This is a genomic window from Nocardia kruczakiae NBRC 101016 (assembly GCF_001612965.1).
GTDB classification, from domain to species: domain Bacteria; phylum Actinomycetota; class Actinomycetes; order Mycobacteriales; family Mycobacteriaceae; genus Nocardia; species Nocardia kruczakiae.
Window position 1 is genome coordinate 1 of the sequence record NZ_BDBL01000057.1, and the last position, 24,746, is coordinate 24,746.

The window sequence follows — 24,746 nt, forward strand, 5'->3', positions numbered from 1 at the left end:
GGGCAGCACCGTCGCGCCGTAGCCGATCCAGACGTCGTTGCCGACCAGCGTGTCGCCGCGGTTGGGCAGCTCCATGAGGAGATCGACGTGCCGCGACCACGCGCCACCCATGGTGGGGAAAGGAAAGGTCGAGGGCCCGTCCATGCGATGGTTGGCGCCGTTCATGATGAACCGCACGCCGGTGGCCAGAGCGCAGAACTTGCCGATGATCAGCTTCTCCGGACCGTAGTGGTACAGGACGTTGCGGGTTTCGAACGTGGTGGGGTCATCCGGATCGTCGTAGTAGGAGTATTCGCCGACCTCGATCAGCGGCGAGGTGACGAGGGGTTTCAGCAGGACGACTCGCGGCTGTCCCGGCATCGGATGCAGCGTGGTGGGGTCCGTGACGGGGAGTTGGTCGGGCATGCGGAATCCGTTCTGTGAGTTGGTGATCGAAGGTGGTGGTCGATGATCGAAAATCAGGCCGAGGCCGGTGTGCGCATATCGAGCCGGGCGCCACGCCAGCGGTCTCGGAGCCGGCGATCGTGGCTGACCACGACCAGCGCACCTCGATAGTCGGCCAGGGCGGCTTCCAGCTCTTCGACGAGTCCGGGCGAGAGGTGGTTGGTGGGCTCGTCCAGGAGCAGTAGCTCCGATGGTTCGCTGACCAGTCGTGCCAGTTCGAGCCGCTGCCGCTGCCCGGTGGACAGATTCTCCACCCGGTTCGTGAGCTGGGCGCGGGTGAACAGGCCCAGTGACAACAGCCGTTCGGTGTGATCGCCGGGCGGCCCCGAACGGCCCTGAGCGAAGGCAGACAGCAAGGTCTGACCGGGCACCGGGGGACGCGGTTCTTGAGCGAGATAACCGACTCGGCCGCGCCGGATCACGATGCCGCAGTCGGGCGTGAGCTCACCGGTCAGTACCCGTAACAGGGTGGACTTGCCAGCGCCGTTCGGGCCGGTGATCAGCAGCCGTTCTCCCGCGGACACCCGCACACTCGCGGGTTCGAGCCTGCCGTGCACCGCGACATCGGTAGCATCCAGGACGATCCCCTGCGCGCGTCCTGCCGGGGGAACCGCCCTGAACCGCAACGGTTCCGGGGGCGGCGGTACCGGGTCGGCCAGTAGCCGCCGCAGGCGTTCCTCGGCATTGCGGACCCGGCCCGCGAGCGACTGCTGCACCCGGCCGCCCGCCCGGTCGTAGGCCATCTTGTTGTTGTCGGTCATCGGGCGCCCCGGTGCGACCCGCCGTGCCGTGGTGGCGACGGTTTCCCGCAGTTGGCCGGCCTCGTTCTCCCAGCGCAGATGGGCCTGTACCCAGCGTTGCCGCGTCGCCTCGCGTTCGGCGAGGTAGCCGCGGTATCCGTTGCCGTGGCGCACGACGCATCGGCGATCGGAATCCACTTCGAGCAGCGTGGTTGCTACCCGCTCCAGGAAGGTGCGGTCGTGGGAGACGGTGACCGTGGTACCGCGCCGAGTCCGCAGATGCTCCTCCAACCAGGTCAGCGCCTCGTCGTCGAGGTGGTTGGTCGGCTCGTCCAGCAGTAGCACCTCGGGCGCCGCGGCGAGCAGGGCTGCCATACGCAGGCGGACCTGCTCCCCGCCGGACAGTCCGCCGACCACTCGATCGCGCCGAACCACTCCCAGCCCGAGTCCGTGCAGGGCTCGCTCCACCCGGGCATCGGCGTCGTAACCGCCGCGCAGCTCGAAAATCGTTGCCAGTTCGGCATATTCGGACAGGCAGGACTCGTCGCTGGTGGACATCCGCTCTTCGAGACAGCGCATTCGATCTTCGATCCGGCGCAGCTCGTGCAACGATCGGTCGATGATGTGCTGGACGCTCAGGTGCGCGGGGAGTTGCTCGTCCTGAGCGAGGTAGCCGATGCCACCCTCGGCGTGTACGACGATCTCGCCCTGATCGGGCTGCTCGCATCCGGCGAACAGACGCAGCAGCGTGCTCTTACCGGACCCGTTCTCCCCGATGATCCCGGTGCGTTCACCCGCGCCGAGCGAACAGGTGACCGCATCGAGAACCGTGCGGCCGTTGAAGGACTTGCTGACCGCGAGCGCGGTGATTTGAGTGGGCACGAACTACCTCCGAAGCATTCGGCGACGACACGGTCAGGGGCGACCGCTGAGCCTGGTGAACGCTTCGAATGAGCATTGGCGACCTCACTAGTGCGACGGATGTTGCGTTAGGATTGCACATGATGTTCCGCTGAGCAACCGGAGAGTCTTATGGCCCCCGTCACAGAGGCCGCCGTCGCGCCGCGTTCACGCCCCGGCGGCCGTACAGCCCGCATTCGCGCTCAGGTCCTCGCGGCCGTTGAGGCGGAACTGACCGAAAACGGCTACGACGCACTGACCGTCGATACGGTCGCTGCCCGCGCGGGCGTGCACCGCACTACCGTGTATCGCCGCTGGCGCGATGTGGGTGGCCTGATCGCCGATGTGTTCGCCGCCGCAAGCGATCTGGATTGGCATCCGCCCGACACCGGTTCGCTGTGCGGTGATCTCGCGGAGTTGAACCGCGAGATCCAGGAGTCGTTCACCGAGGAATCGTCGATCGCGATGGCGCTGATCGCGGTATCTTTCCGCTCGGAGGACGCGGCGCGAGCACTGCGGCAACTGTGGGAGGACCGCTACACGCAGTGCGAGATCGTCGCGGAGCGTGCGATCGAGCGCGGTGAGATCCCGGCCGAAACCGATACGCGCGCACTGCTTGTCGCGGCTACCGCGCCGGTGTATCACCAGCTGGTGTTGTTGCGCACTCCGGCCGACGCAGGTTTTCCGGAGCGTGCGGCCGCGGCGGCGATGCTGGCCGCGCAGGCCGGTGCTTTCGAATCGTTCGTGTCCTCGTAGTCAACACACCTTGGGCGATGGTCTGATGGTCGGCGTGTTCGCGCCCGGTTCGGGCGACGAGGTCAGGTGTCGTCTGCTGGTAGTGGGAGCACCGTGTTGCCGGTCTGGGGCCACCGACGGCAGGCCATGCGCCGAGAGAACGCATTTCAGATCCGCCACGCGGACCGACAGCGGCGAGCGCAGCTCTCGCTCTGATTGATGTCAGCCGCCGAAATACCCACAGCCAAGAGGAGTCTCGCGTTCGGACACCGCGGCAGCCGCAGGCCGACTTTGTCGCGGTGTGCCAATCGGCCGCGGGGGACACCGAAGACCCGATAGACTCGGACCGGCGTTGGGGCGAGATCTTCACTGGTCCAATGGATCTCGGGCTCGCAGCATCGACGCACGAGCTCCTCTCGTCAGAGTCGCCACCCGGGGCGATTCGTTTGGCGCTGTGGCCGGGCGAGTCGCATGGAGGAAACATGAACGCTGACGAAGCCACGTTCTATCGAGACCGCGACTACTCGGGGCAGACGCAGACCTTCAAGGTCGGCGAGGTGGTGCCCAACGGATTCCGGTCCTTCCGCCTCGGAGGCATGGCGAAGGTATGGCGGCTCAACCTGGTGGCGGGGTGGAACTCGTGGAAGGTGGATTGCCCCAACCTTTCCGATTATCCCGACGCGGTCATCCGCGTAGTTGACCGTCGCACCGAGGGCATCAGTGTGCGCCTGCGGGACGACACAGGCGCCGCGGAAGGACGCTACAGTCTGAAGGTCGTTTCCTACGAGGTCGGTGAAGTAACGACACTCTCGGGCGATTCCGTGTTCAGATTGGTCGGTTCCATGCCCTATGACGGGCCGCCGGTGACGACAGCGTTCTACATCCGCGACGAGCAGACCTTCGAGTATCTGGCGATTGGGGCGATCCACTTCGTCTGGAATCCCGCAACCAAGGCTGTCGACATCGCCGATCAGGCCAACCTCCCCGGCAACGTGGCCTGCGAACGGTACCGCGAGGAGCTGTTCGACTTCCGCCTGACATCGTCCACCCGGTAGCCGGTGGTGCTCACCGTCGAGTAATCCTCGGAACAACCTCGATAATCTCCTCACGCACCGATACCCGGTGGTCTGCCGCCGGGTATCGGTGCGGCAACAACGCAGGAGTCGGCCGAATGCGGGGTAACCAGCCGCTGCGCGGGCGTTCTGCGCAACAATTCCCACCACGGCTGACCTTGCGATTGCACCACACAAGGCAACTGGTTCAGGTCCGCGAGGAGTTCGGCCGCGGCGCATTCGCGCGGTCGGCACGAGTCACCGCCGACGTTTTGATGCACGTCGATCCGGCCATGCCCCAACCCCACTACATGGCCCGAGGCCGCGCCCACAGAGCAGCTGCGGATGCGCTGGACCGAGCCGTCAGCGGACAGTTCTGACGCACCAGGGCAGCCAGCGGATGCGCCATGACCGCCGCAACCACGTATTCTCTACCCCGGTCTGAACACCCCCATGGGAAGCGAGCACCACACCGTGTCGATCACTGCTGACAGAGCCGCTCTCACCGACCCTGCCCGGCTAGCTGCGGTACGCCGTTACGAGATCCTCGACGCTCCAACCGACGGCCAGTTCGACACCATCGCGGCGACCGCCGCAGCGGTGTGCGGCACCCCGATCGCCACGGTCAGCATCGTCGACGCCGACCGGGTCTGGTTCGCTGCGGTCAAGGGGCTGGATGGTGTGGCGCAGGTCGGCACGGAACCGGGACTGTGCGCGTCGGCGTTCTGCGCCGAGGGCACGTACGTGGTCAACGACGCGGTCACGGATCCGCGCACCCTCGATCATCCGTTGGTACGTGGTGAGCTGGGGCTGCGGTTCTACGCCGCCGCCCCGATCGTCACCGCCGACGGGCACCACCTCGGCACCGTTACCGCAATCGACGCCATGCCTCGGGAGTTGAGCGAGGTGCAGAGGACCGTGCTCGGCTATCTCGCCGACCAGGTCGCGCAGCACCTGGAGCTGCGTCTGGCCACCATCAAGGCGGTACGCGCCGAACGCCGGTTGCGCGACGATGCCGAGCAACGCGCCGCTGCCGCCGCCGAGCTCGCCGCCCAGATGCGAGCCGCGGCTGCCGTACAGGCCACCACGCCGCCCCCTGAGCACTGCCAGCTCGGCGGCACTGCCGGGTGCACCGCGCCGGCCGAGCTGAAGGTCGCCGATTCCTGGGGCGACTCGGCCTGGGGCTGCATCCCCCACGTCGAAGAGGCCATCCTCAACGTCCGTTCGGTGTTCATCGCCAGCGAGGAACTCGGTGGCCTGGCCGCCTACCTCAACCGCTGACCGTCACCACGAACCACCCTCCGGCCCGGGGGGCCGTAGTATCGGCCGAATTTCGGGCGGATATGGCGTAGCTGGTCAGTGGGTGCGGGACGCGCCGGGGCCGGTGAGGTCGCCAAGTTCACGCATGGCCCACTATGGAAATCAACGAAACGCAAAGGCTGACAGGTTTTGCGGCGTGGCGCGGTGACGATGGCCGAGGCGGAGGCGATGCGTTCCCGGCCGTCGGTCACCCGCGATCTCGGCGATACGTTGTTGCTGCGGCTGTGTATGAGGCCGCTGGGTGAGGCGGCCGAAGACCTGTTCGCGCCGATGTTCAAGCAATATGCCTCGTTGCTGCAGCGCGATCGCGATGCCACCGCCGGTGTCGCTGAACCGGTGACATCTGTGTTGATGGCACTGGCGGGCGAGAAGACGGGAAGCGCCCACACGGACGAGAGCACTTCGGCAGCGTTGCACATGCTGCGGGCCCGGACACGACGACCGCGGTTACGCGTTGAACGTGCATGCTCGGGTGATCACGGCGCGGGTGCGTGACGGGCCTACCCACGCCGCCTTCGGCGCCGAAATGCTGGGCGGAGTCGACCTGCGCGCCGACGACGAGCGCACCGCCGAGGTGGCTGCGATCGAACGGGCCTCCCTGCTGGCCCGGCAATGGGAAACGATCGATCCGCCAGAACCAGTCTCGAACACGACATTCGCGGCATCGCCGAAAGCGTGTACTAGCCAATCAGCGGCACCCGGCCCGCATAATCGACGACTGTGGCACATCGAGGACGACCTGACAATCCGCGCCTGGGGGCACATGGTCGCGGGCACGTCTTCGTCGACGACATAAGCATCGCCGAGCGCCCACACTCGAAGCCCGCGCCCGCGGCACCTAGTGACCACCCCGCATCCTGCTGACTTACCGCACCCGGCTCTCGTGAACGTCGCGGACCGGCTGCGTCGATCGAGTAAGAATCGAGGCAGCCACCGGTGTGCATGAAGTCGCTGTGTCCCGCCACCGGCACCGAACTCGGAATCGAGGTACGCGACGACGATCCAGCGGTCACCCATGCAGTAGAGAGCACGTCCGAAGTCTGCGCTACGCCTCGGCCAACCAACTCGCCTGCCGCCATACTCATTCGCATGGGCTGTCTCCCGAGGCAGGCGCCTCCCCTAGCTGACCGCCGCTTCTGTCCATCCGATCGCATGAGGTAAGAACCGGCCGCGACGCGTAGTCAACGATTGAGCCAGTGAAGTCGGAGGCATCGCGGCCTGTGCAGAGGACCGGCGACGGCGTGAGGGGCGTTTGGTGACCCGGCCTGAACAGACACTGCTCGCAGTTGTGATGTAGCACGGCGAATACGCTGGTACGGAAGGGGTCGGGCAACGAGTAGCTACTGTGGCCGGTATGGAGGTCGTCGTCGATCTGTGGGATCACACGCTGTGGGCGGACGGCGAGGTACGGGCCGACGGGAAGGTCCTGATGGTCGCCGCGGTCGGGGTGAGCGGGACGCGTTGTGTCGGTGCGCCGTGGCTGCGTTGTACCGACGGGACCAGCTACACGATGCCGATCTGCTTCCATGACTGGGTCATCTCGGTCATCGCCGCGGAAACCGAGCGACAGCAGCGCGGAACGACGATGTTCCCGATGACGGTGCGACTGACGGCTACGACAGCGGTCGCCTCGAGTCTGTCCCCCATACCGAACAACTGAACGCGCGCGGCGAAGCCCGGGCCGTGCTCGCCACCCCTCACGGTTGCCCCCCACCAGCAACCCGGCTCACACGGGTTTCAGAGACGGTCGAGGTGCCCGCTTCACCAGTCCGCTCCGGGATGGGTTGTTGCCGGGGCGATCCCGACTGATTCCAGCGCTTTTTCGACGCGTGCAACTCGATCGGCGGTCATTCGTATACGAGCATCATGGGTAGGTCGTGCGAGCCTGTTCATCAACTCCTCCACCGACACCACGTATCGTCGCTCCGGCGCCGGCACGACCGCGCGCACGCTGTCATTGGTCAGACAGACCAGCGCGCGGATGTATACGTCCTCCCCCACCGCGCGCAACAGGCGCGCGAGGGCTGCGCTTTTATGCGCGGTCACCTGCAGTGGGTCGGCATGCTCGATCACGTCACCAGCCTCGGTGGTCTGCGCCCAGGTGCCGCCACGCACCTCGATGCCGCCACGCCAGGATTTCAGCTCAACCACGTAAAGGCCGTTCGGCGCGGAGATCAGCAAATCTACCTCGTACATGACGCCCTGCGCGGTGGCGAAGCTGAAGTTCGACCACGCCCGCCAAGGATCGACATCGGGCAGCGCCCGGCGGAGACGCGCCAGACCGGACCGCTCGTGCGGGAAGACCGATTCATTGATCGCCGTCCAGCGCGAGTGACCGTTCGGCCTGCGCGCTGGAACCATCGACGGATGCGGCGCCTGATTGTTGAGATCGCCCACGGTATCGCTCTTCCTCTGCCCGACAACGTTTCCCACTTCTACCTGTCGTAGTCCGATCTCCGTCGCAAAACCGCGTCCGCCGAGTCGAACTCGCCTGGAGGCAACCACAGCTGCTCGGCGAGATCGGTTCCGCCGATCCGGGCCATGACAACCGAGCCGATCCACACATCGGCGGCGAAAACACATTTTTGACATCATGTGTTTCCAACTACGGAGACGATGCGGTAAAACTATTGGCGCAGACCTTCTTTCAACCGTCGAGCTGCGGCAGTGGCCGGTGGCTGGAGGCAGGAACGCGGCAGCGGGCCAGTGTGCGGTCTGCTCGCCAGGTCGGGGCACACAGACGCGAACCATGCACGTGGTCGCGCCGCGCAGATCTGGAGAACAGATGTTCACGATGGAAACCGCCACCAAATACGTCACCAGCCTCGTCGAATCCACCGGCGCCGCACAAGCCACCGACTTCGACATCCCCGCCATCGTGGACACCCTGCACCGCCTGGTCGAGGACTGGGACTTCGACATCATCGACCAGCGCACCTTCTGGGGCGTAGTCGCCAGCCACATCCTGTCGCCGAGCACCGACACCGCGACTCACACCGGTTCCCCTGTTGCGTCGCTCGCCGTCGTGAAGGATCCGGTGCCCCTTACCCAGTGACCCAGCGCGAGAGGGCCTCCGCGATATTTCGCACCGCGCCCGCCACGGGCCGCCGTTGCCGACAGGGCCCGGATCGGTGATTCGCCGGTCCTGAGGGGCAGGACCAGATCGTCGGTAGCGGCGCGTTATCGGAACCCCAGCGCCGCAACCGTTTTCGGCCGTTGCCGTTGCCCGTAGCGGTACGGTCACAATGTCACCATCGGCGGCGGTATCCGTGATGTACTGCTGCCCGGGCTTGCAGGCGGCCGCCGAGGTCGCCGCACCTTTGTATGAGATCTCCTGCCGCGATCTCTTCGCCATGGCGGCGACTGCGGTTGCTCTATCCGTTGCGCGGCGACCCCGGTGTAGGCAATCATGGACAGGCGGTGGTGTTTGCCGGTCATCGAAGTGGACCATCGCGATTCTCCGATTCATGAAGACCCGAGTACTGCTCGTCCTGCAAGCTCTGCGTTTGCCATGGTCGTCCACAACTCCGGGAGGTTTGTCATGAGCGATGCGATCGACCGATTCGCCGACCTGTCCAAGGTCAGCATGTGTTACCGCGACGAGGGTGACCCGGCGGGGGATCCGCTGTTGCTGATCATGGGTCTGAACTCTCAGTTGATTCATTGGCCCCAGGAAATCGTCGACAACCTCGGTGCACGCGGTTACCGCGTGATCCGCCCGGACAACCGCGACAGCGGTCTCACCGAGTGGACGGTCACGCCGGGCCCGTACTTCTTGCAAGCGATCGCGAGCGACACCGTCGAACTGCTCGATCACCTCGGGATCGAGAAGGCGCACGTCGTCGGCGCTTCGCTCGGCGGAATGGTCGCCCAGCTCCTCGCGATCCAGCACCCCGCCCGGGTACGGTCGTTGTGCTCGATCATGAGCACGCCACACGCCAGTATCGGGGCCCCCGGCAACGAGGTGCGCGAGGAGATGATCAAACCGCTTCCCTCCGACCGCGAGGCAGCGATCGAGCAGATCGCCGCCCTGTATGCCCTCATCGGCTCGAAAACCTACGCCGACACCGAACGCGAGCGCCGCCACACCATCGCGACCCTGGCATACGACCGTGCACGCGGTCGCCACCCCGACGGGCCATTCCGCCAAATGTCGGCGGCCCTGATGGCCCCCGACCGCACCGAGAGCCTCCGCAGGCTCCAGGTGCCGACCCTGGTCATTCACGGCGCCGAGGATTCGCTCATCACGATCGCCGGCGGCGAAGCGACCCATGCGGCGGTCCCCGGATCGACCTATCTGCCGTTCGCGGCGATGGGCCACGACCTGCCCGCCCCGCTGCTCGACGACATCGTGACAGCCATCGACGCCAACGCCGCCCGCCGCCCCGCGGTCGTGTAGACCACGTCGCTGCCACAAAGACCTTCCCGAACGACTTTGAAAATACTGCCCTTCGGGATGGTCGGCGGAGCGCGAGTCATGGGGCACGATCCTGCGGCGGCGACACTGCGTGAAGGTGCCGCCCACAGGCCAGGTCCTCGATGTCGAGTGTGGCTGAATGACATCGGTGGACGCGCGGCAACGGCGAAGACACAGCGGAAGTGGTAGCGTGGCCCGCGATTTCCCGGCTGGACACGGTGCCGGCGTGAGATGACCAGTGGCAGGGCTCCCTCGCCGGCACCGGGCCTTCCGGTCCCTCGATTCCCCGGCTCAATGAGGAAGTCGAAGGCACAACAAGCCGGTTGGGCTACCGGCCCGCGGAAACCCGTGGCACACACCAAAACATCGGCGAGATCGCCGCCCCGACAGCGTGTGATGTTGTGGCGCTCCGCAATTTAGCGCATCCCCCCGGGCGAGCAAACCCACATCCGGCAACTTCACAGCCACGAAACCGACGGCCCTGCTGACCGTTTCGCGACGACGAGCCGATGGCAGCATGCCACGGTCAGTACGACAGTCCCGGCGGACCAATCCGCCGAGGCCCTCGTCGCTCTTCGCTGTCAACGGCCGCGGGTGTTGACGGACCGCGAAGGCGCGGGATTTTTCTGCCGTCAGCCGGGTAGTGCGTCGGTAGGTCACCGCATCCGCCCGGGTGTATGCGGAGATCGAGAGCGCGCCGGTTCAACTGGGCAGCCGGCGCGCTCGCTCGCACCTACGGGCAAGCCAGTCGCGCGGCGAACCGGCCGCGCGGGAGAGGAACCGAAAACTCCCCTGCCCGCCGCAGTGTCCGCGGACTTCGCCGCCGCGGTCGACCGCCCACCAACGTCCATTACGGACTACGCGATAACGAAATCCGACTGCACGGTATTTCAGCCCCGCCGCGCCCGACAAAGAGTGGATTCCGGATAATTCACTCGTGCACAGACACAGCCTCGACAGCGGCGAGAATCCCGCACCACAACGACCGGCTGCCGCCGACGCCACGCCGGCGGTGGGCTCGTTTCGGTTCTGGTTCGCCACACGCCGCTGGGAATGGTCGGAGGAGGTGTACCAGATGCATGGCTACACCCCCGGCTCCGTGGTGCCGACCACCGAGCTGCTGCTGTCACACAAACACCCCGACGACCGCGACGACGTCGCGCAACGCATCGCCCGCTCACTCGACCTCGGAGAATCGTTTTCCAGCCGGCACCGCTTCATCGACACCGCCGGCGAGGTCCACCAGGTGATGGTGGTGGCCGACCGCCTCCTCGATGACACCGGAACCGTCGTCGGCACGGCGGGGTTCTACATCGACCTGACCGACACACTCGCCGAAAACCAGCGCGACACCCTCTCGACCACGCTGCCCGGCGTCATCGAACACCGCGCCGTCATCGAACAGGCCAAAGGCGTGCTGATGCGCATGTACCGCATCAACGCCGACCAGGCCTTCAAAGTCCTGACCTGGCGCTCCCAGGAAACCAACACCAAAATCCGCGACCTGGCCGCCCAACTCATCGCCGAACTGCCCACCCTGCCCCAAGCAAGCCCGCAAACGGTCAATGAATTCGACCACCTGCTACTCACCGCCCACTCCCGCATCCCACGCTGACGACGGACAACTCGCAGCCCCTGTCACGCGCAATCACCACTGTCGGCGCCGCCGACGTCCCGCACCCTGGACCATTCCCCGCGCTCACCACCGCTTCCTTCCCGTGATCTGGAACTTCCAGCGCAGATCCGGGGTGAAAAGCTGCACCGATCCCGCGATGACGGTAGGTTTGCGACCGGGAGCTGAGGTCTGCGCCACATGCATCCCCTCTGTGCCCCAGCTTCCTCAATCGCCGGATATGTGGTGTTCGGCTCCCGTGTCTGCGGACCGTCACCCGAGCGGCTCCGCCCTCGCCCAGCCCCTCCATCCCGGGCGAGGTCCGACACCGACTCGGGGTGCCGTTAACGATCGTGTCACCTGGTACATGAACGCTCCTGAAACCCCGCCGAGAGGGGTTGGCGCGGTGTAGTTTTCGCGCGTAATGAGGGAGCTTGACCAGGATGAGCTGATCGACCGGTGGACTCTGATCGGCAAGGAGCCGGAGTTGGTTGCCACGAAGCGGGGTGCAGCGAAAATCGGGTTTGCGCTGATGCTGCGGTTCTACACCGAGAAGGGCCGGTTCCCGCGCGGCCGGTCGGAGATCCACGATGACGCGGTCGAGTACGTGGCCCGGCAGATCGGAGTCGACCGGACCGAGATCGCGTTCTACGACTTACCGGCCGCACAAGCAAGGCTCACCGAGCCCAGATCCGCCAGACGCTGGGCTTTCGTGAGTGCAGCGTCGCCGACGCCGAGGCTTTGACCAGGTGGCTGGTGGACAACATCACGCAGGCTCAGCGGGGTGTCGATGCGGTTCGTGACCATGTGTTGGCGCGATGCCGGGAGGAGAAGATCGAGCCGCCGACTGGTGGCAGGGTGGACCGGATCGTCCGTTCGGCGTTGAGTCTCGGCGAGGAGCTGATGTTCGAGCGGGTCAGTTCCCGGCTGACGGGCGAGGCGGCTGATCGGATGTTCGCGTTCATTACGAGGCACTGCGCAAACCGTTGGACGGGTCGGAGTTCATCGCGGCGATGCGTGGAGATGCGCGCCGAACTCGACGCCCTGCATCTCGCGTTGCCCGAGCGCGACTGGTTGGAGATCAAGGAACGAAAATCTGGCGCGATCAAGCTGACGCCGGTGCCCAAGCAGCCCGAGCCGACGAACCTGCGCAAGATGAAGAGGGCGATCCGCACCAGGTGGGGGCAGGTGCCGTTGATCGACATCGTCAAGGAAACCGTGCTGCGCACCGGCTGCCTGAGATCGGTCACCTCCGTCGCGGACCGGGGCGTCATGCCCGAAGACGTCCTTGCCGAACGGCTCCTTCTGGGGCTCTACGCTTACGGCACCAACACCGAAATCCGATCGGTCGCCGGTGGCGACCACGGCCACAGCGAAGAGGACATCCGTTACGTGCGACGCCGGTACCTGACGCCGGAGTCGGCGCACCGGATCGCCATCGAGATCGCCAACGCGACCTTCCGGGTCCGGCGCGCGAGCGTGTGGGGCGAGGGGCTCTACCGCGCGGTGGCCAGCGACTCGGCGCATTTCCGGTCGTGGGACCAAAACATCTTCACCGAGTGGCACTCCCGCTACGGCGGGCGCGGCGTGCTGATCTACTGGAGCGTGGAGAAGGGCTCGGTGGTCATCCACTCCCAGCGAATCAACTGCTCCGCCAGCGAAGTTCACGCGATGGTGGAGGGCGCGGTCCGCCACGGCACGGAGATGAAGGTCGAAGCCAATTATGTGGACACTCACGGCCAGTCCGAGATCGGGTTCGGAATCACGAAACTTCTCGGGTTCGACCTGTTGCCGCGGATCAAGCGGATCAACAAGTGCAAGCTGTACCGGCCTGCGGCCGGTGAGTCCGGGCTGTGGCCAGGTCTCGGGCCGGCGATGACGCGCCCGATTCGGTGGGAGTTGATCGCGCAGCAGTACGACCAGATGGTGAAGTACGCGACGGCGATCCGCACCGGCACCGCGTCGACGGAGGCGATCTTGCGGCGGTTCGTGAAGGCCAACGCGGCCCACCCGACGTATCAGGCGATGATCGAGCTGGGCCGGGCGCAGAAGACGATCTTTCTGTGCCGGTACCTGCGCAGTCGAGAACTTCAGCGGGAGATCGAGGAAGGGCTCAACGTCATCGAGTCCTGGAACCGGGCCAACAGCGTCATCTACTACGGCAAGACCGGCGAATTGTCGTCCAACCGCGTCGACGAGCAGGAGCTGAGCGTGCAGTGCCTGCGGATCGTGCAGGCATCCCTCGTCTATATCAACACCCTGATGATCCAAGGTCTCATTGACGACCCTGACACCGGGGACGTCCTCGTCACCGCCGCCGACAAGCGTGGGGTGACCCCGCTGTTCTGGGAGCACGTCCTGCCTTACGGAGAGGTCAAGCTCAATATGAGCAGCCGCCTCACCCTCGGCGAAGGGGTGTAGACCGGGCCGCCGAGGGTGAGTGCCTGATCGGAGCAAGGCGCAGCTTGTTTTCGGGTTCTGTTGTGCTGCTGTTGTGTTCGTGTCAACGGAATTCTGTGCGTAGGCCTTGGGATCGGACTTGGCTGGCGGGTGGGGAGGTGGTGATGGTGGCTGCTGTGCGTAGGTGGTGATCGAACCAGTCGATGGCTATGGACATGGCTTGGCCGAGGCCGGGCTCGATGGTGAGGCCGCGTTCGTCGTAGGGCAGTATCTCGAGCTGTTTGGGTTGGTGGGCAGCGGCGAAGGCGGTGAGGACTTCATCGATGTCATGGGTGAGGTCTGCACTTCCGGTGACCATCAGCAGCGGCCGTGGCGCCACTCGGGTCAGGAAGACTTCCGGCGTCCAGGCGAGGATGTGGGCCAGGGATTCCACCTGCACCTCGTCGTCGAAACTGGGAAATGCTTCTTTGGCCAGGGTCAGGTAGTCGACGATGTGGGGATCGCCGGTACCGAGCAGCGGGATGCGCATTCCGGTGCCGGTTCCAAAGCGTTGTTGCTGGTCGCGGTCGATCGTGTCGAGCAGGGCTTGACACCAGCGCGGCCGCGGGCCTTCTCCAAGGCTCGCCAGCCGTTGAACATGCTCGGGTTCTGGCAAGCGAGGCAGGCGATCCTGCGGTCGATCGCAGCTGCCTGGATGGCCACGGTCGCGCCGAGACTGTGGCCCCACACACCGATCCGCCGCGGGTCGATGTCAGGACGTGTTTCCAGATAGGACACAGCGTTGCGGACGTCGTCGACGTAACGGTCGGGAAAGACCTGGCCCCAGGGTGTGCCTTCGCTGGATCCGATGGTGCGGTAGTCGACGGCCAGTACGGCATATCCGGCCCGGACCAGATAGTTCGCATGAGGTGCCAGTGCCTCCTTGACCATGTGCACGCTGTGACCCATGACGACCGCGGGAAGGGGGGATGGATCCTCGGTCTCGTCCGGCAGATAGAGGTCGCCGGCGCATCGGACCTGGTCACTGCGGAACATGACGTGCTCGACAGTCATGTCATTCGCCTTTCACCGTGGTGGGGTGTGTGTTGATGGTGGGTGGGGTCCAGTCCCACAGGTGGGCGGACTTGCGGGCGCCGATACCGCTGCCGGCCAGGCTGGTCAGCCTGGTCATGAGGCTGTAGGTGAACGGGTTGGTGGACAGGCTGATTCGCGGGTCCTGGCGGGCCATGCGCTCCACCCGTTGGCTGCGGGGCCGGCGCAGCCGGTCGTAGCCAGCCAGGGCATTGGGGATTTCGGTGTCGCGTGATAGTTGCGCGGCGAGCACGCACGCGTCCTCGAACGCCTGACAAGCACCTTGAGCCAGGAACGGAGTCATCGCGTGCGCGGCGTCGCCGAGCAGCACGACCCGGCGATCGGTGTACGACTCGAGCGGCTCGAGGTCGTAAATATCGTGGCGCAGAAGCGATTCCGGCGGTGTCGCGGCGAGCATGGCGGGGATTGGGTCGTGCCAGTCGCCGACGCGGCGGCCGATCTCGGTGAGATCGTCGTCGTATCGAATGCCGGGCTGGTCGCAGCGGATGGCGAGGAACCAGAACACGCGCTGCCCGGCCAGCGGGTGTGCCCCGAACCGTGCGCCGCGACCCCAGGTCTGGAATCCGTCGACCGGCCACACCACGCCGGGCATGGTGACCCCCCGCCAGCACAGAATGCGCTGAAACACCGGTTCGGGCGCTTTCGGGAAGACGGACCGCCGGATCGTGCTGCGGATACCGTCGGCTCCCACGACCACATCGGCGGTGGCTCTCCGCGATCCTTCCGCAGTGCGGTAGGTGACGGTGGCCTCGCTGTCGGATTGCTCGACGCCGATGACTTCCGCGGCGGGGACTACGCATTCGGCCGGAAGGTTCGCATGCAGTACACCGTGGAGATCGGCGCGGTGGTTGGCCACCAGTGCTGTATCACGGCCTGGACGGAATCGCATGAGATAGCGGCCGTCGGGGGTGCGCAGCGTCGCACCGGCCTGTGTCGGAACCGACACAGCACGGAATTCTTCGCCTATCCCCAGCGCATCCGCGGCGCGGACGGCGTTGGGTGCGAACGACCAGCCAGCCCCGACCTCGCCGATATCGGCACGTCGCTCCAGTACCGTGACCGACCATCCGGCCCGCCGCAGCCCGATCGCCGCGGCGAGCCCGCCGATCCCGCCACCAACTACTATCGCGGCCCGGCCGCGCACTACAGATTCGGTCATCGCTTGCTGTCCTTTCCGAAAGGCAGAGGTTCGTCGGTGAGTCGCTTGGCCATCCAGTCGTAAACGTCGTGCGCGGCCCGTAGCCGCCGGGACCGGGCCGACTCTGTTCCCGACAGGTCGATTCCCGTGGCGATGACATCACGGAACGCGGCCAGGGAGGCCACCCGGCGGCGCACCACGGTTTCCCACGCGTCGTCGTCCATCCGGTAATAGTTCGTGCGCTCACCCGGTCTCGAGCGGCGCCGTATGAAACCCGCATCGGTCAGCACTCGCATGTTGGTCGCCAGCGACGCCCGGCTCGCACTGATCACCCCGCAGATCTGCTCGGCGGACTGCTCCGCCGGATCGCAGATCATCAACCAGCCCAGGATCCGGCCCGCGATCGGCGGCACCCCGTACTCCGCCGTGCAGAACATCGCCACCTGCTCGACCCACTCCAGTAGCCGTTCGTTGTCGGCACCCGGTTCGCTCATCGCCTCCGACCCTCTTACATGTCTAGTAGTTTCAGTTTTTACTGAAACTACTAGGATAGTACAGCGTCGTACTGTTTGTTCGAAAGCGTCAGGTCTTCTCGATCGAGGAATATCCGGTCAACTCGAACGATCGTCTATCGCACCCGGCTGCGGTGATCGTGCGCCGACGATGCGCGGAACCCCGCCGGATACGTGTGGGCCTTGGCCGCTGTCCGTCACGACCGTGATTGGGAGAGGCTCTACCGCGTTCGTCGCGACCGCGGGGACCGACACACCGCGGCACTGCGCAGACTGTTCAACGTCATGCTCGGCAAACTCCACCACTGCCTCAAGACGGGCAGGGCCTACGACCCCGCACATGCATTCGGCGCGGCACAGAACTCAGCTGCCGCTTGACATCTTGTGTTGGTGAGATGTCTCGACGTAGGCGAACAGTGCGTTCTCGATACCGTTTCGCTTCATTTGGAGCTCGTAGGGGTTAGGGGAATCGAACCCCTAACCCTGCCTCACAAAAAATCGAGCTAAGGCTGCGGATACAACGTCTCCGCTGGTAGCAACAGGAACTTCACGAGACTTCGCGCAATTTCCGGCGCAAACGATACCTGTTCCCTGCTGACGCCGTAAACACTTCATCCCTGCTACTGACGGCGTTAGCAGACCAATCGACAACATTCACGGGTCCAGGAGGGCATCGCGTTCGAGCAGGCCGACGCTCGACGCGCGTACTTCACAGATTCATACAGATAGCAAGTACACCCCTCTACGAAGGTCGTGTGATGTGCGCCATATTCGTGTGGCAGATGAGGAGGTACATGCCCGATGGGTGACACAACTGTGCGTTTTACCTATCGACAGGCGCCGGGGGGAGGTGTTCGATGGATGCAACCATCTCGACACCGGCTACGAGCAGAGACGTTGTTGCGCACCCGCGATCATCCCGGCGCAGCGGCGGTCGGAGGGAATCGGAACCTCATGAGCGTCGATATATCTTGTCCCTCTTGCGGTTACGACGATTGCGTGCAGAGTGTTCCTGCGATCCGCGCTTCGGGGACCTCGACGGTCTATGGCACCGACTCTTACTCCGGTGTCGGTGTGAGTTCGCTGGGTCTGGTGCCGGTCATGGGCTCCTCGCTCATGGAGCGGACGCAATCCAGTTATCTCGCACAATCACTCGCGCCGGAGCCTGGATTCCGGGGCGCTGGCCGCCTCACAACCCTCGCAGTGGTGCTGAGCTTGCCTGCAGTTGGGTATTTCGCCGCTGGAGCCGTGCTGATTAGCCGTCCACAGCCCGACGTCTCGGCTGCTTCGATTGTGATGGGGACTTTTGGTTTTGCGCTTTTCTTTGCGCTTCCGTCCTTGCTGATTCTGTGGTTCGCGTTCCGGAGGCTGCGACGGTCGGCCCGGATTCGCCGTGGTGCGCCTGCGGCTTATGCGGTGTGGCGTGCCGGGGTGTACTGCCATCGATGCGGCATATGCTTTTGGCCCTTCGCACCGACCGCCGGGATTCCGGTGCGGCATCCGGTGCCCCCGGGCGGTTTTCAGGGGATCGTCTGGAACGCCGGGGGTTATCTCAACGACGCGTGATCTCCACTGACACAGGAGTCGCAGGCCACTAACGTCGCCAGGCCGAGCTTGCCGGCGGGCCGTCGGCTCGCCGGTCCGGAGGGTCCGGGGGTCCGGGAACATCCACGAGAAAAGTCACGCTATGCAGTTACCGCAGATAGTGATACACCATCTGCGATAACTCGAACGGCGACCAGGCGGTTGTCCGGACCGGCGGGGGTCAACTCCGGGAACTATCTGCGGTAGTGGTCCGGACCGGGCTCTGCCGGACAGGAAGACCAGGCCAAATTCGCTCCGGGATGCCGGAGGACTACTGGACGATTGCGTACCTCATGACGGAGTCGACCACTTCGTTTTGGCCAGGCGCAAATTTGATGAGTTCTACGGTGAGCTCGATCTTTTGGCCTTCCCGGTAGGCATCCTCTAGAAAAAGGCCGCCCTCCACGGCGTCGCCGACTCGCGCAAACGACTCCACTGAGACCGTTGTCGTGCCGGGTTCACCGTCACAGACTACGTGCACCCATCCCCGACGCACCTCGCCGGCGAGGTCACCGTTCTCGGCCATGACCTCCAGTCGATTCGCCTGACCGGGATCACAGGCGTAGGTGATCTCGACATTCAGTGGCGACGCCGGATCACCGGGTGTCGCTATGCGTGCCGGCCCGACCGACAGCCTCGTATCAGCGGCGGCGGGCCCGGCCGCAGCGAGCATCAGGGCGCCGGTCAACGCCACGGTCGAAGCGAAAAATGTTCCACGAACCATAATCTCGAGCCCTTCGGTAGGGGTAGGCGCTGGGACAGATCCTTCGAGCGGACAGCAGCCTAGCCCACACCACACACCAGTTATGCATAGTTCCTATGAATGGCGGCATGGTGACGGTCGACTAAACCACCCCTACCTGGGCGCTCCCGAATCAATCACATCGACATGAAATCGCCAGTTCAGCAATAGGATCCCGCCCATCTGCTTAGCGCGACTTTTCTTCCGGATGAGCCTCAACTCCCGGTCCGCTCGGCGGGCTATTGCCCGGATGCCGGTTTCGGCGATTGCTCTGCCGATTCCGCAGACCGCTGCGGCTCGTTGAGTCTCTGCTCGCTCTGACGATGTGCCGTCTGCACACCGGGTTCACGCTCTGCCCGCCCGGCGGCCAGTAGTTGGCGAGCGCCTTTGAGGCTGATTTCGAGCAGTTCGGCGATGTCGTCGGTGCTACATCCCTGCTCGTTCATGCGCGCCACAGCCGCCGCTTGCCTGTCGTGGTGTACCGCGATTTCAGTTGCGGCGGCTTGTTCGAGGTGGCCGATCTTGTCGCGTAACGCACGGACGCGGCGGTCGCGGCGTTGTTCAATCATCGAAATCGCCTGCCACGCAGTCCAATACTCCCGCACCGCGTCGCTGACATTCTGTTCGCGCCGACGTTCGACCGTGCGGTGGCGATCCAATACTTCCCGCGAATGACGTAGTTGGCCAGCGAGTTTCCCGGCGTCTCGTCCGCGTTCGCTCCTGCTCGCCTGGGGGTCGTTCATGTCCGTGATCTCCCGAATTCTGGGGGTGAGATCAACCCGCGCCTCGCGGTTCAACGATACGCCCAACCATCCAGCGCTCCCGAATCCGCCACAACACGGTCAGAGGGAGCGACGTCTGCCGTCAACTCGCGGTCATGTCTCGCCTCCCCTTTCTCTACTGCCCATTGCTGTCGAAAGGAGTCCCCCGTGACCGAAAGCCAGCTCGTCGAAGTTGCTGATATCGCATCGGTGGTGTCTCGGTGTCTGTCCGACCTGGAGCCGGTGTTCGAGCAGATCGACTGGGCGGAAGACGAAATCGCCCGCGCGCAACGCCGCCATCCGCGCCACCGCAACACCCTCTATCACTCGTTCGGGCTGCTGATGCCGACCCATGAGCGGATGCGCCAGGAATTCGTCTACCGGTCGCACTGCCGCGAACTGCTCGACCGCGTCGCCGCGGGCCTGTCCCCGGTTCCGGGGACCGCCGCCGAGGTCGCGCTCACGGTCATGGCGGCCAGCCAGAAAGTCCCGCTCAACACCGCCGCGTTCGGCCTGTACACGCGGATGTGGATCCGGGCCGGATTCCCCCCTTTGGAATCGGCGACCGATTCGCACGAGCACTACGAAGCGATCGCCAAGTCCCGCATCGATGATCTCGAAGCCCAGACACGCACGCGGCTCTCGGTGGCCGACCGCGTCCTGCGATCTATCGAATGTCCGGGCCGCCACCACGGCCAACCCGCCGACGACTGCGAATACGCGCGTTCACGCTTGGCTGCCTGAGCGGAAAACCTAGACCTCGCGTCCTCTCGCCCTGACGCAGCGGCTCGGGCACACGCGAGTCTCCGCTTCTACCGAGCGCTCACCTCGGTTCTTGTTTGCCCTGTTTCTGTCCGTTTTCCGCGCCGGTCGACTCCCCTTGTCGGCCGGCGCTTTTCTGTTGTGGAGGGTGTGTGCGTTCATGACCGATCCGATCCTGGGTCCACCGTGCGCGGTCTGCGACGGCGCGGCAGCCGATACGGAGCTGTGCATCGCGAATCCCGCTGTGTGCGACTCGTGTTGGCAACAGCTACCCCGCTGCGCCTACTGCCGGACCCCCTCCTTGCGGTTGACACGCACTGCCGACGAGGCCGAGTTGTGCGCGCACTGCCTGACCGGGTGGGCCAGGTGTGTGTCGTGCCAGGAGTTGACCGGACCCCAGTTGCGCACCGATACCGACGACCCGGTGTGCCCGCGGTGCGCGAGTGTGTTGTTCGCCGCGTGTTTCAGCTGCGGCCGGTTCAGTGCCGAGAGCCGCTACATCTCCGGAGGGCACCGCGCCTGCCCCCGCTGCGCCACTCGATTCCGCGCCTGCCCAGATTGCGGCACCCTCGTCCAACCCGGACACCGATGCGACGGGTGCGCCACCCGCGGGAAGGTGTGGAACTACACCTACCGCCCCGACCCCCGCTTCCACGGCACCGGACCCCTGTATCTGGGGCTCGAACTGGAAATCATCGTCCCCGAACACCGCTTCGACACCTGCGCCACCCTGGCCACCGACCACCTCGCCGGCCTCGGGTACCTGAAGCGTGATTCGTCGATCAGGCCGTCCGGGTTCGAGCTCGTCACTCACCCCCTTTCCTACCGGTATGCGATCGAGTCGTTTCCCTGGCCGCTGCTCGACCAATTGCACCGGCTGGGGTGTGAGGCCGACGCGTCGGTAGGGCTGCACGTGCACGCCAGCCGGGCCGGGTTCGACAGCCCGGCGCATGTGTATCGGTGGCTGAAACTGTTGTACCGCAACGAGGAAGCGGCCACACGGTTGGCGCGCCGCCGCACGCATTACGCGCAGTTCGATAGCGCCGCCCGAGCACGTGCCCGTGACACGGCCAAGGGTCCACAGCACGCGCTGGGACTGGAGCGATATCAAGCGATCAACCCGCTGCCACCCAACACCCTCGAGGTGCGGGTGTTCGCCAGCTCGCTGGATGTGCAGCAGGTGCAGGCCGCGCTCGCGTTCACCGCCGCCTCCATCGACTACACCCGCGGCCTGCGGATCGCCGACATCCGCGCCGGCGCCTGGGACTGGGCCCGCTTCGCCACCTGGGTCACCACCCGCCCCGACTACCAGCCACTGGCTCAGGAGATGGAGGCCCTGCAATGTGCCTGCTGACCTACTACCCCGCCGGCGCCCCGATCGACACCGGCGCGCTGCGGTTCGGCGCCGATGCGAACCCCGACGGTCACGGCTTCGCCATCGTCACCAGCGGCCGCATCATCACCGGGAACGGTATGAACCCCGACACCGTGATCGGCACCTTCGCCCGCACCCGCGCCGACCATCCCCACGGCCCGGCGTTGTTCCACTCCCGCTACGCCACCCGCGGCGCGATCGACCTGTCCAACTGCCACCCCTTTCACCTCGGCGGTGATGCGCGAACGGTGTTGGCGCACAACGGCACTCTGCCCAAACGGGTCCATCCGCGCGCGTATGACCGGCGCTCGGATACCCGGATCGCGGCCGAGGACTACCTACCGACTCAACCGTTCGGGCCTATCGACACCGTCGCCGGTGCACGGGGGCTGTTGGGCTGGCTGGGGACGAGCAAGCTCGTGATCTTGACCGTCGACCCCGCCTACGCCCACACCGCCTACGTGTTCGGGGAACGAGCGGGGCAGTGGGTGGGCGGGATCTGGTATTCCAACCGCTCCTACTGCCGCCCGAGCAGCGGTGGCCGGCCCGGCGCCGGACGGTGTGCGGGTACTGCCTGGACCGCGATCTCGAACGCACCAGCCGCTACTGCCGCACCTGCGGCTGGTGCTTCGGCTGCCAATCCGCCCTGTTCTCCTGCACCTGCGAGTCCGCCCCCACTCGCCGAACACCGACTCGGTTCCCAGCATCCAGCTGACTCACAGCTCATCGCTGCTTCGAACTGCTTCTCACCGCATCACTCCTGCGCCCCGCTTCGTGCCGCTGCCCGGCTCGCAGCGGGGCGTCGTCGTTTGTCCCCCATCTTTTGGAAGGACGTGAATCCTGCATGCCCGCATCCACGCTCACCGATCGGCGGTGTGACGACTGTTCACACCCGATCAGCGACAACACGACCATCGCCACCGTCGACGGTGATCATCTGTGCCGCGCGTGCGCCGACCAGCTCGACACCTGCGACAGCTGTGCCACCCCCGCCCGGGAGCGACGCTCCACCGTGCACGACACCGAGCTGTGCAGCGAATGCTCGACCGGCTGGCGCCGGTGCCGCGATTGCGACCGCTTCGACAGCGAACTGGTCACCGTGATCGGCCATGGCGAGGTCTGCGACGACTGCGCCGACAGCTACGCCGTCTGCGACGACTGCGACTCGCGCGCGGACGAGCGCAACGAGACCGAATCCGGGGCCTATGTATGCCAACGGTGCGAGGACGCCGACTACCGCTGCTGCGGCGGCTGCGACATCCTCATCCGCTGCTGGGAGGACTACTGCGACACCTGCGCCAACCAACATCCCGACCATCGCGGCGTCCACGGCTACGGCTACAAACCCGAGCCCGACTTCCATGGCACCGGGCCGCTGTATCTCGGACTGGAACTCGAAATCAAAACCCCCCGAGACGTTTTCGATGAAGCCGTCGAGCTCGCCATCGACCAGCTCGGCGACATCGGCTATCTAAAGGAGGATGGAAGTATCCAGCCGTGCGGATACGAGCTTGTGACGCATCCGATGTCGTATGAGTTTGCGCACCAAGGGTTTCCGTGGTCGCTGCTGCGCCGGTTGCGGATGCTGGGAGCCTACACCGACACTAGCGTCGGCATCCATGTGCACGTGTCCCGCGCCGGATTCTCCTCACCCGCGCACGCCTACCGTTGGTTGAAGTTCGTCTACCGCAACGAGTTCCACGTCAAATTGTTGGCTCGCCGCGACCCCGAGCAGTGGGCTGTGTTCGACCCCGGTGCCCGCGCCAACGCCGCCGCCCACGCCAAGGGTGAGACAGGAGGCGCGTTCCGGTACCGGGCGATCAATGTCTGCCCCGAGGACACGTTCGAACTGCGGGTGTTCGCCAGCTCTCTTGACGCGCGGGAGGTGCAGGCCGCCCTCGCCTTCGCCGACGCCTCCGTCGAATACACCCGCACCCTCTCAGCCGCGGATATCGCTCGCCGCCGTGGCTGGGAATGGGCGGCGTTCACAGCGTGGCTGGCCGCCCGACCTGAATACCGCTGCCTGACCGACGAATTGGAGGCCCTCGCGTGTGCATCCTGACCTTCTACAAACCCGGCCAGGACCCCGACCTCGACGCCCTGCACGGCGGAGCCCTGGCCAACCCGCACGGCCACGGCTACGCCATCCACACCGGCAAGGCCATCCTCGTCGGCCACGGCATGAACAGCGACGACGTGATCGCCGAGTTCGCCGAACAACGCGCCAAGCATCCCGGCGGTCCGGCGTTGTTCCACTCCCGCTACGCCACCCACGGCGACCGAGACACCAGCAACTGCCACCCCTTCACCGTCGGCGGCGACCCGCGAACCGTCCTCGCCCACAACGGGGTCTTACCCCCCAACGTGCACCCGGCGGCCGACGACGCCCGCTCGGATACCCGGATCGCGGCCGAGGACTTCCTGCCCACCAAACCGTTCGGGTCGCTGGACAGCTGGGCAGGGCGAGACCGGTTCGAACATTGGCTCACCGGCAACAAGGTCGTCATCTTGACCACCGATCCCTCCTACAAACACCCCGCCTACGTGTTCGGGGAACGCCACGGGCACTGGGTCGGGGGCACCTGGTACTCCAACGACAGCTACCTGATACGCGAATGGGCCAGCGCCGACACCGACTACATCGGATTCTGCGAACACTGCGGCGCATTCGAAGACGACCCCTTCGGCCCGCACTGCGGATGGTGCGGATACTGCGCCGACTGCGCGCACCCGTTCCCCCGCTGCGCCTGCCCGCAATTCGACGGCGCCGACCGCTACGCCGACCTGCTCGGCCTGCCAACCCACTGACCAGCCGACCACCAATCACCGGGCCCGGCCCCGCCACCGCTTCGCTGCCGTGCCCGTACTCGCTGTGCAAGGAGTTCTTCCCGTGAGCGAATCCACCTTCAAACCGTTGAGCCGCGACGAGACCGTCGCCCTCTTGGTCGAGGCCCTCGGCCCCTACATCGCCTCGACACGGCATGCGCTCGGTATCGCCCACACCATGGCCACCGTCGTCGGCGGCGAACCCCTGACTCTGCTCAACCACGCCATCGCCGACTACCGCACCCACGAACGGCTCATCCGCGTCACATATCGCGCACTACGCAGCCCGGCAAGCGCCCACGAGTAGAAGGCGTTCCCGGACTCCCCCGCGACC

The 24,746-nt window shown here is 65.5% G+C and carries 27 protein-coding genes; 18 read left to right on the forward strand and 9 right to left on the reverse strand.

Going from position 1 to position 24,746, the window contains the following annotated elements:
• Positions 1-405 (reverse strand): LbetaH domain-containing protein (locus NK1_RS29730; protein WP_501193610.1); only part of this gene is annotated, 405 nt, incomplete at its 3' end.
• Positions 406-458: 53 nt separating this feature from the next.
• Positions 459-2,066 (reverse strand): ribosomal protection-like ABC-F family protein, encoded by a 1,608-nt coding sequence (gene abc-f, locus NK1_RS29735; protein WP_063014071.1) that lies wholly within the window; start codon positions 2,064-2,066, stop codon positions 459-461.
• Between the two features lie 150 nt (positions 2,067-2,216).
• On the opposite strand from abc-f, the gene NK1_RS29740 reads away from it, so the two are divergent.
• The 6 genes from NK1_RS29740 (at position 2,217) to NK1_RS29765 (ending at position 6,851) form a co-directional block, all read left to right on the forward strand.
• The gene (locus tag NK1_RS29740) at positions 2,217-2,840 is read left to right on the forward strand and encodes a TetR/AcrR family transcriptional regulator (RefSeq protein ID WP_063014073.1); all 624 of its coding nucleotides are present in this window, start codon (positions 2,217-2,219) and stop codon (positions 2,838-2,840) included.
• Between the two features lie 461 nt (positions 2,841-3,301).
• The gene (locus NK1_RS29745) at positions 3,302-3,874 is read left to right on the forward strand and encodes a hypothetical protein (protein ID WP_063014075.1); all 573 of its coding nucleotides are present in this window, start codon (positions 3,302-3,304) and stop codon (positions 3,872-3,874) included.
• Between the two features lie 471 nt (positions 3,875-4,345).
• The gene (locus NK1_RS29750) at positions 4,346-5,152 is read left to right on the forward strand and encodes a GAF domain-containing protein (protein WP_218023192.1); all 807 of its coding nucleotides are present in this window, start codon (positions 4,346-4,348) and stop codon (positions 5,150-5,152) included.
• 183 nt (positions 5,153-5,335) lie between these two features.
• Positions 5,336-5,686: a hypothetical protein gene (locus tag NK1_RS29755; RefSeq protein WP_063014077.1), complete on the forward strand. Its 351-nt coding sequence runs from the start codon at positions 5,336-5,338 to the stop codon at positions 5,684-5,686.
• A complete protein-coding gene (locus tag NK1_RS29760; RefSeq protein ID WP_063014079.1) occupies positions 5,664-5,987 on the forward strand; it encodes a hypothetical protein in 324 nt (107 codons plus the stop codon). The genes NK1_RS29755 and NK1_RS29760 overlap by 23 nt, the downstream gene beginning before the upstream one ends.
• Before the next feature lie 558 nt (positions 5,988-6,545).
• Entirely contained in the window at positions 6,546-6,851 is a 306-nt protein-coding gene (locus tag NK1_RS29765) for a hypothetical protein (protein ID WP_063014081.1), read from the forward strand.
• A gap of 101 nt (positions 6,852-6,952) precedes the next feature.
• On the opposite strand, the gene NK1_RS35205 is transcribed toward NK1_RS29765, so the two are convergent.
• A complete protein-coding gene (locus NK1_RS35205; protein WP_167354320.1) occupies positions 6,953-7,588 on the reverse strand; it encodes an NERD domain-containing protein in 636 nt (211 codons plus the stop codon).
• A gap of 388 nt (positions 7,589-7,976) precedes the next feature.
• On the opposite strand from NK1_RS35205, the gene NK1_RS34795 reads away from it, so the two are divergent.
• From NK1_RS34795 to NK1_RS34070, 5 genes are all read left to right on the forward strand, one after another.
• Entirely contained in the window at positions 7,977-8,246 is a 270-nt protein-coding gene (locus NK1_RS34795; RefSeq protein WP_063014085.1) for a hypothetical protein, read from the forward strand.
• Positions 8,247-8,732: 486 nt separating this feature from the next.
• Complete coding sequence (locus NK1_RS29780) at positions 8,733-9,590, forward strand: alpha/beta fold hydrolase (RefSeq protein ID WP_063014087.1); 858 nt, start codon at positions 8,733-8,735, stop codon at positions 9,588-9,590.
• A 955-nt stretch (positions 9,591-10,545) separates the two neighbouring features.
• Positions 10,546-11,223, forward strand: coding sequence for a PAS and ANTAR domain-containing protein (locus tag NK1_RS29785; protein ID WP_063014089.1), 678 nt, complete (start codon positions 10,546-10,548; stop codon positions 11,221-11,223).
• A 421-nt stretch (positions 11,224-11,644) separates the two neighbouring features.
• Entirely contained in the window at positions 11,645-11,965 is a 321-nt protein-coding gene (locus NK1_RS35465; RefSeq protein WP_063014091.1) for a DUF4158 domain-containing protein, read from the forward strand.
• On the forward strand, positions 11,923-13,641 hold the full coding sequence (locus NK1_RS34070) for a Tn3 family transposase (RefSeq protein ID WP_281189202.1): 1,719 nt from the start codon (positions 11,923-11,925) through the stop codon (positions 13,639-13,641). The genes NK1_RS35465 and NK1_RS34070 overlap by 43 nt, the downstream gene beginning before the upstream one ends.
• 82 nt (positions 13,642-13,723) lie before the next feature.
• Here the strand turns inward: NK1_RS34070 and NK1_RS29800 are convergent, their stop codons facing one another.
• The 4 genes from NK1_RS29800 to NK1_RS29815 are packed head-to-tail and all read right to left on the reverse strand — an operon-like array spanning position 13,724 to position 16,344.
• The gene (locus NK1_RS29800) at positions 13,724-14,149 is read right to left on the reverse strand and encodes an alpha/beta hydrolase family protein (RefSeq protein ID WP_063014092.1); all 426 of its coding nucleotides are present in this window, start codon (positions 14,147-14,149) and stop codon (positions 13,724-13,726) included.
• Positions 14,098-14,673 carry an alpha/beta hydrolase gene (locus tag NK1_RS29805; RefSeq protein ID WP_063014093.1) on the reverse strand — a complete coding sequence of 192 codons (576 nt, stop codon included), beginning with the start codon at positions 14,671-14,673 and terminating at the stop codon, positions 14,098-14,100. Before NK1_RS29805 ends, NK1_RS29800 begins: the two co-directional genes overlap by 52 nt.
• 1 nt (position 14,674) lies before the next feature.
• Entirely contained in the window at positions 14,675-15,871 is a 1,197-nt protein-coding gene (locus NK1_RS29810) for an FAD-dependent monooxygenase (RefSeq protein ID WP_063014094.1), read from the reverse strand.
• Positions 15,868-16,344: a GbsR/MarR family transcriptional regulator gene (locus NK1_RS29815; protein WP_063014095.1), complete on the reverse strand. Its 477-nt coding sequence runs from the start codon at positions 16,342-16,344 to the stop codon at positions 15,868-15,870. The genes NK1_RS29810 and NK1_RS29815 overlap by 4 nt, the downstream gene beginning before the upstream one ends.
• Positions 16,345-17,316: 972 nt before the next feature.
• Here NK1_RS29815 and NK1_RS34800 point away from each other — a divergent pair.
• Entirely contained in the window at positions 17,317-17,928 is a 612-nt protein-coding gene (locus NK1_RS34800) for a hypothetical protein (RefSeq protein WP_167354321.1), read from the forward strand.
• A gap of 289 nt (positions 17,929-18,217) precedes the next feature.
• Here the strand turns inward: NK1_RS34800 and NK1_RS29820 are convergent, their stop codons facing one another.
• Together NK1_RS29820 and NK1_RS29825 are read right to left on the reverse strand one after the other, a co-directional pair.
• A complete protein-coding gene (locus NK1_RS29820) occupies positions 18,218-18,640 on the reverse strand; it encodes a hypothetical protein (RefSeq protein ID WP_063014096.1) in 423 nt (140 codons plus the stop codon).
• 287 nt (positions 18,641-18,927) lie between these two features.
• Positions 18,928-19,431, reverse strand: coding sequence for a hypothetical protein (locus NK1_RS29825; protein ID WP_157104501.1), 504 nt, complete (start codon positions 19,429-19,431; stop codon positions 18,928-18,930).
• Positions 19,432-19,617: 186 nt separating this feature from the next.
• Here NK1_RS29825 and NK1_RS29830 point away from each other — a divergent pair, with 186 nt between their 5' ends.
• The 6 genes from NK1_RS29830 to NK1_RS29850 all read left to right on the forward strand — a co-directional run bounded on the left by NK1_RS29830 (position 19,618) and on the right by NK1_RS29850 (position 24,719).
• A complete protein-coding gene (locus NK1_RS29830) occupies positions 19,618-20,193 on the forward strand; it encodes a hypothetical protein (protein ID WP_063014100.1) in 576 nt (191 codons plus the stop codon).
• Positions 20,194-20,827: 634 nt separating this feature from the next.
• Complete coding sequence (locus tag NK1_RS29835; protein ID WP_063014102.1) at positions 20,828-21,565, forward strand: hypothetical protein; 738 nt, start codon at positions 20,828-20,830, stop codon at positions 21,563-21,565.
• Entirely contained in the window at positions 21,553-22,689 is a 1,137-nt protein-coding gene (locus NK1_RS35915) for a class II glutamine amidotransferase (RefSeq protein ID WP_501193611.1), read from the forward strand. The genes NK1_RS29835 and NK1_RS35915 overlap by 13 nt, the downstream gene beginning before the upstream one ends.
• Complete coding sequence (locus NK1_RS29840) at positions 22,599-23,648, forward strand: hypothetical protein (RefSeq protein ID WP_245660933.1); 1,050 nt, start codon at positions 22,599-22,601, stop codon at positions 23,646-23,648. Before NK1_RS35915 ends, NK1_RS29840 begins: the two co-directional genes overlap by 91 nt.
• Positions 23,636-24,394: a class II glutamine amidotransferase domain-containing protein gene (locus NK1_RS29845; RefSeq protein ID WP_063014106.1), complete on the forward strand. Its 759-nt coding sequence runs from the start codon at positions 23,636-23,638 to the stop codon at positions 24,392-24,394. Before NK1_RS29840 ends, NK1_RS29845 begins: the two co-directional genes overlap by 13 nt.
• Before the next feature lie 82 nt (positions 24,395-24,476).
• Positions 24,477-24,719, forward strand: coding sequence for a hypothetical protein (locus NK1_RS29850; RefSeq protein WP_063014107.1), 243 nt, complete (start codon positions 24,477-24,479; stop codon positions 24,717-24,719).
• The last annotated feature ends 27 nt before the right edge of the window (positions 24,720-24,746 follow it).

What these genes read in the sequence shown, in the direction of transcription:
- NK1_RS29740 (WP_063014073.1), top strand. Translation starts at nt 2,217, where the DNA reads ATGGCCCCCGTCACAGAGGCCGCCGTCGCGCCGCGTTCACGCCCCGGC.
- NK1_RS29745 (WP_063014075.1), top strand. Translation starts at nt 3,302, where the DNA reads ATGAACGCTGACGAAGCCACGTTCTATCGAGACCGCGACTACTCGGGG.
- NK1_RS29765 (WP_063014081.1), top strand. Translation starts at nt 6,546, where the DNA reads ATGGAGGTCGTCGTCGATCTGTGGGATCACACGCTGTGGGCGGACGGC.
- NK1_RS34795 (WP_063014085.1), top strand. Translation starts at nt 7,977, where the DNA reads ATGTTCACGATGGAAACCGCCACCAAATACGTCACCAGCCTCGTCGAA.
- NK1_RS29780 (WP_063014087.1), top strand. Translation starts at nt 8,733, where the DNA reads ATGAGCGATGCGATCGACCGATTCGCCGACCTGTCCAAGGTCAGCATG.
- NK1_RS35465 (WP_063014091.1), top strand. Translation starts at nt 11,645, where the DNA reads ATGAGGGAGCTTGACCAGGATGAGCTGATCGACCGGTGGACTCTGATC.
- NK1_RS29800 (WP_063014092.1), bottom strand. Translation starts at nt 14,149, where the DNA reads ATGCGCATCCCGCTGCTCGGTACCGGCGATCCCCACATCGTCGACTAC.
- NK1_RS29805 (WP_063014093.1), bottom strand. Translation starts at nt 14,673, where the DNA reads ATGACTGTCGAGCACGTCATGTTCCGCAGTGACCAGGTCCGATGCGCC.
- NK1_RS29810 (WP_063014094.1), bottom strand. Translation starts at nt 15,871, where the DNA reads ATGACCGAATCTGTAGTGCGCGGCCGGGCCGCGATAGTAGTTGGTGGC.
- NK1_RS29815 (WP_063014095.1), bottom strand. Translation starts at nt 16,344, where the DNA reads ATGAGCGAACCGGGTGCCGACAACGAACGGCTACTGGAGTGGGTCGAG.
- NK1_RS34800 (WP_167354321.1), top strand. Translation starts at nt 17,317, where the DNA reads ATGAGCGTCGATATATCTTGTCCCTCTTGCGGTTACGACGATTGCGTG.
- NK1_RS29825 (WP_157104501.1), bottom strand. Translation starts at nt 19,431, where the DNA reads ATGAACGACCCCCAGGCGAGCAGGAGCGAACGCGGACGAGACGCCGGG.
- NK1_RS35915 (WP_501193611.1), top strand. Translation starts at nt 21,553, where the DNA reads ATGTGCCTGCTGACCTACTACCCCGCCGGCGCCCCGATCGACACCGGC.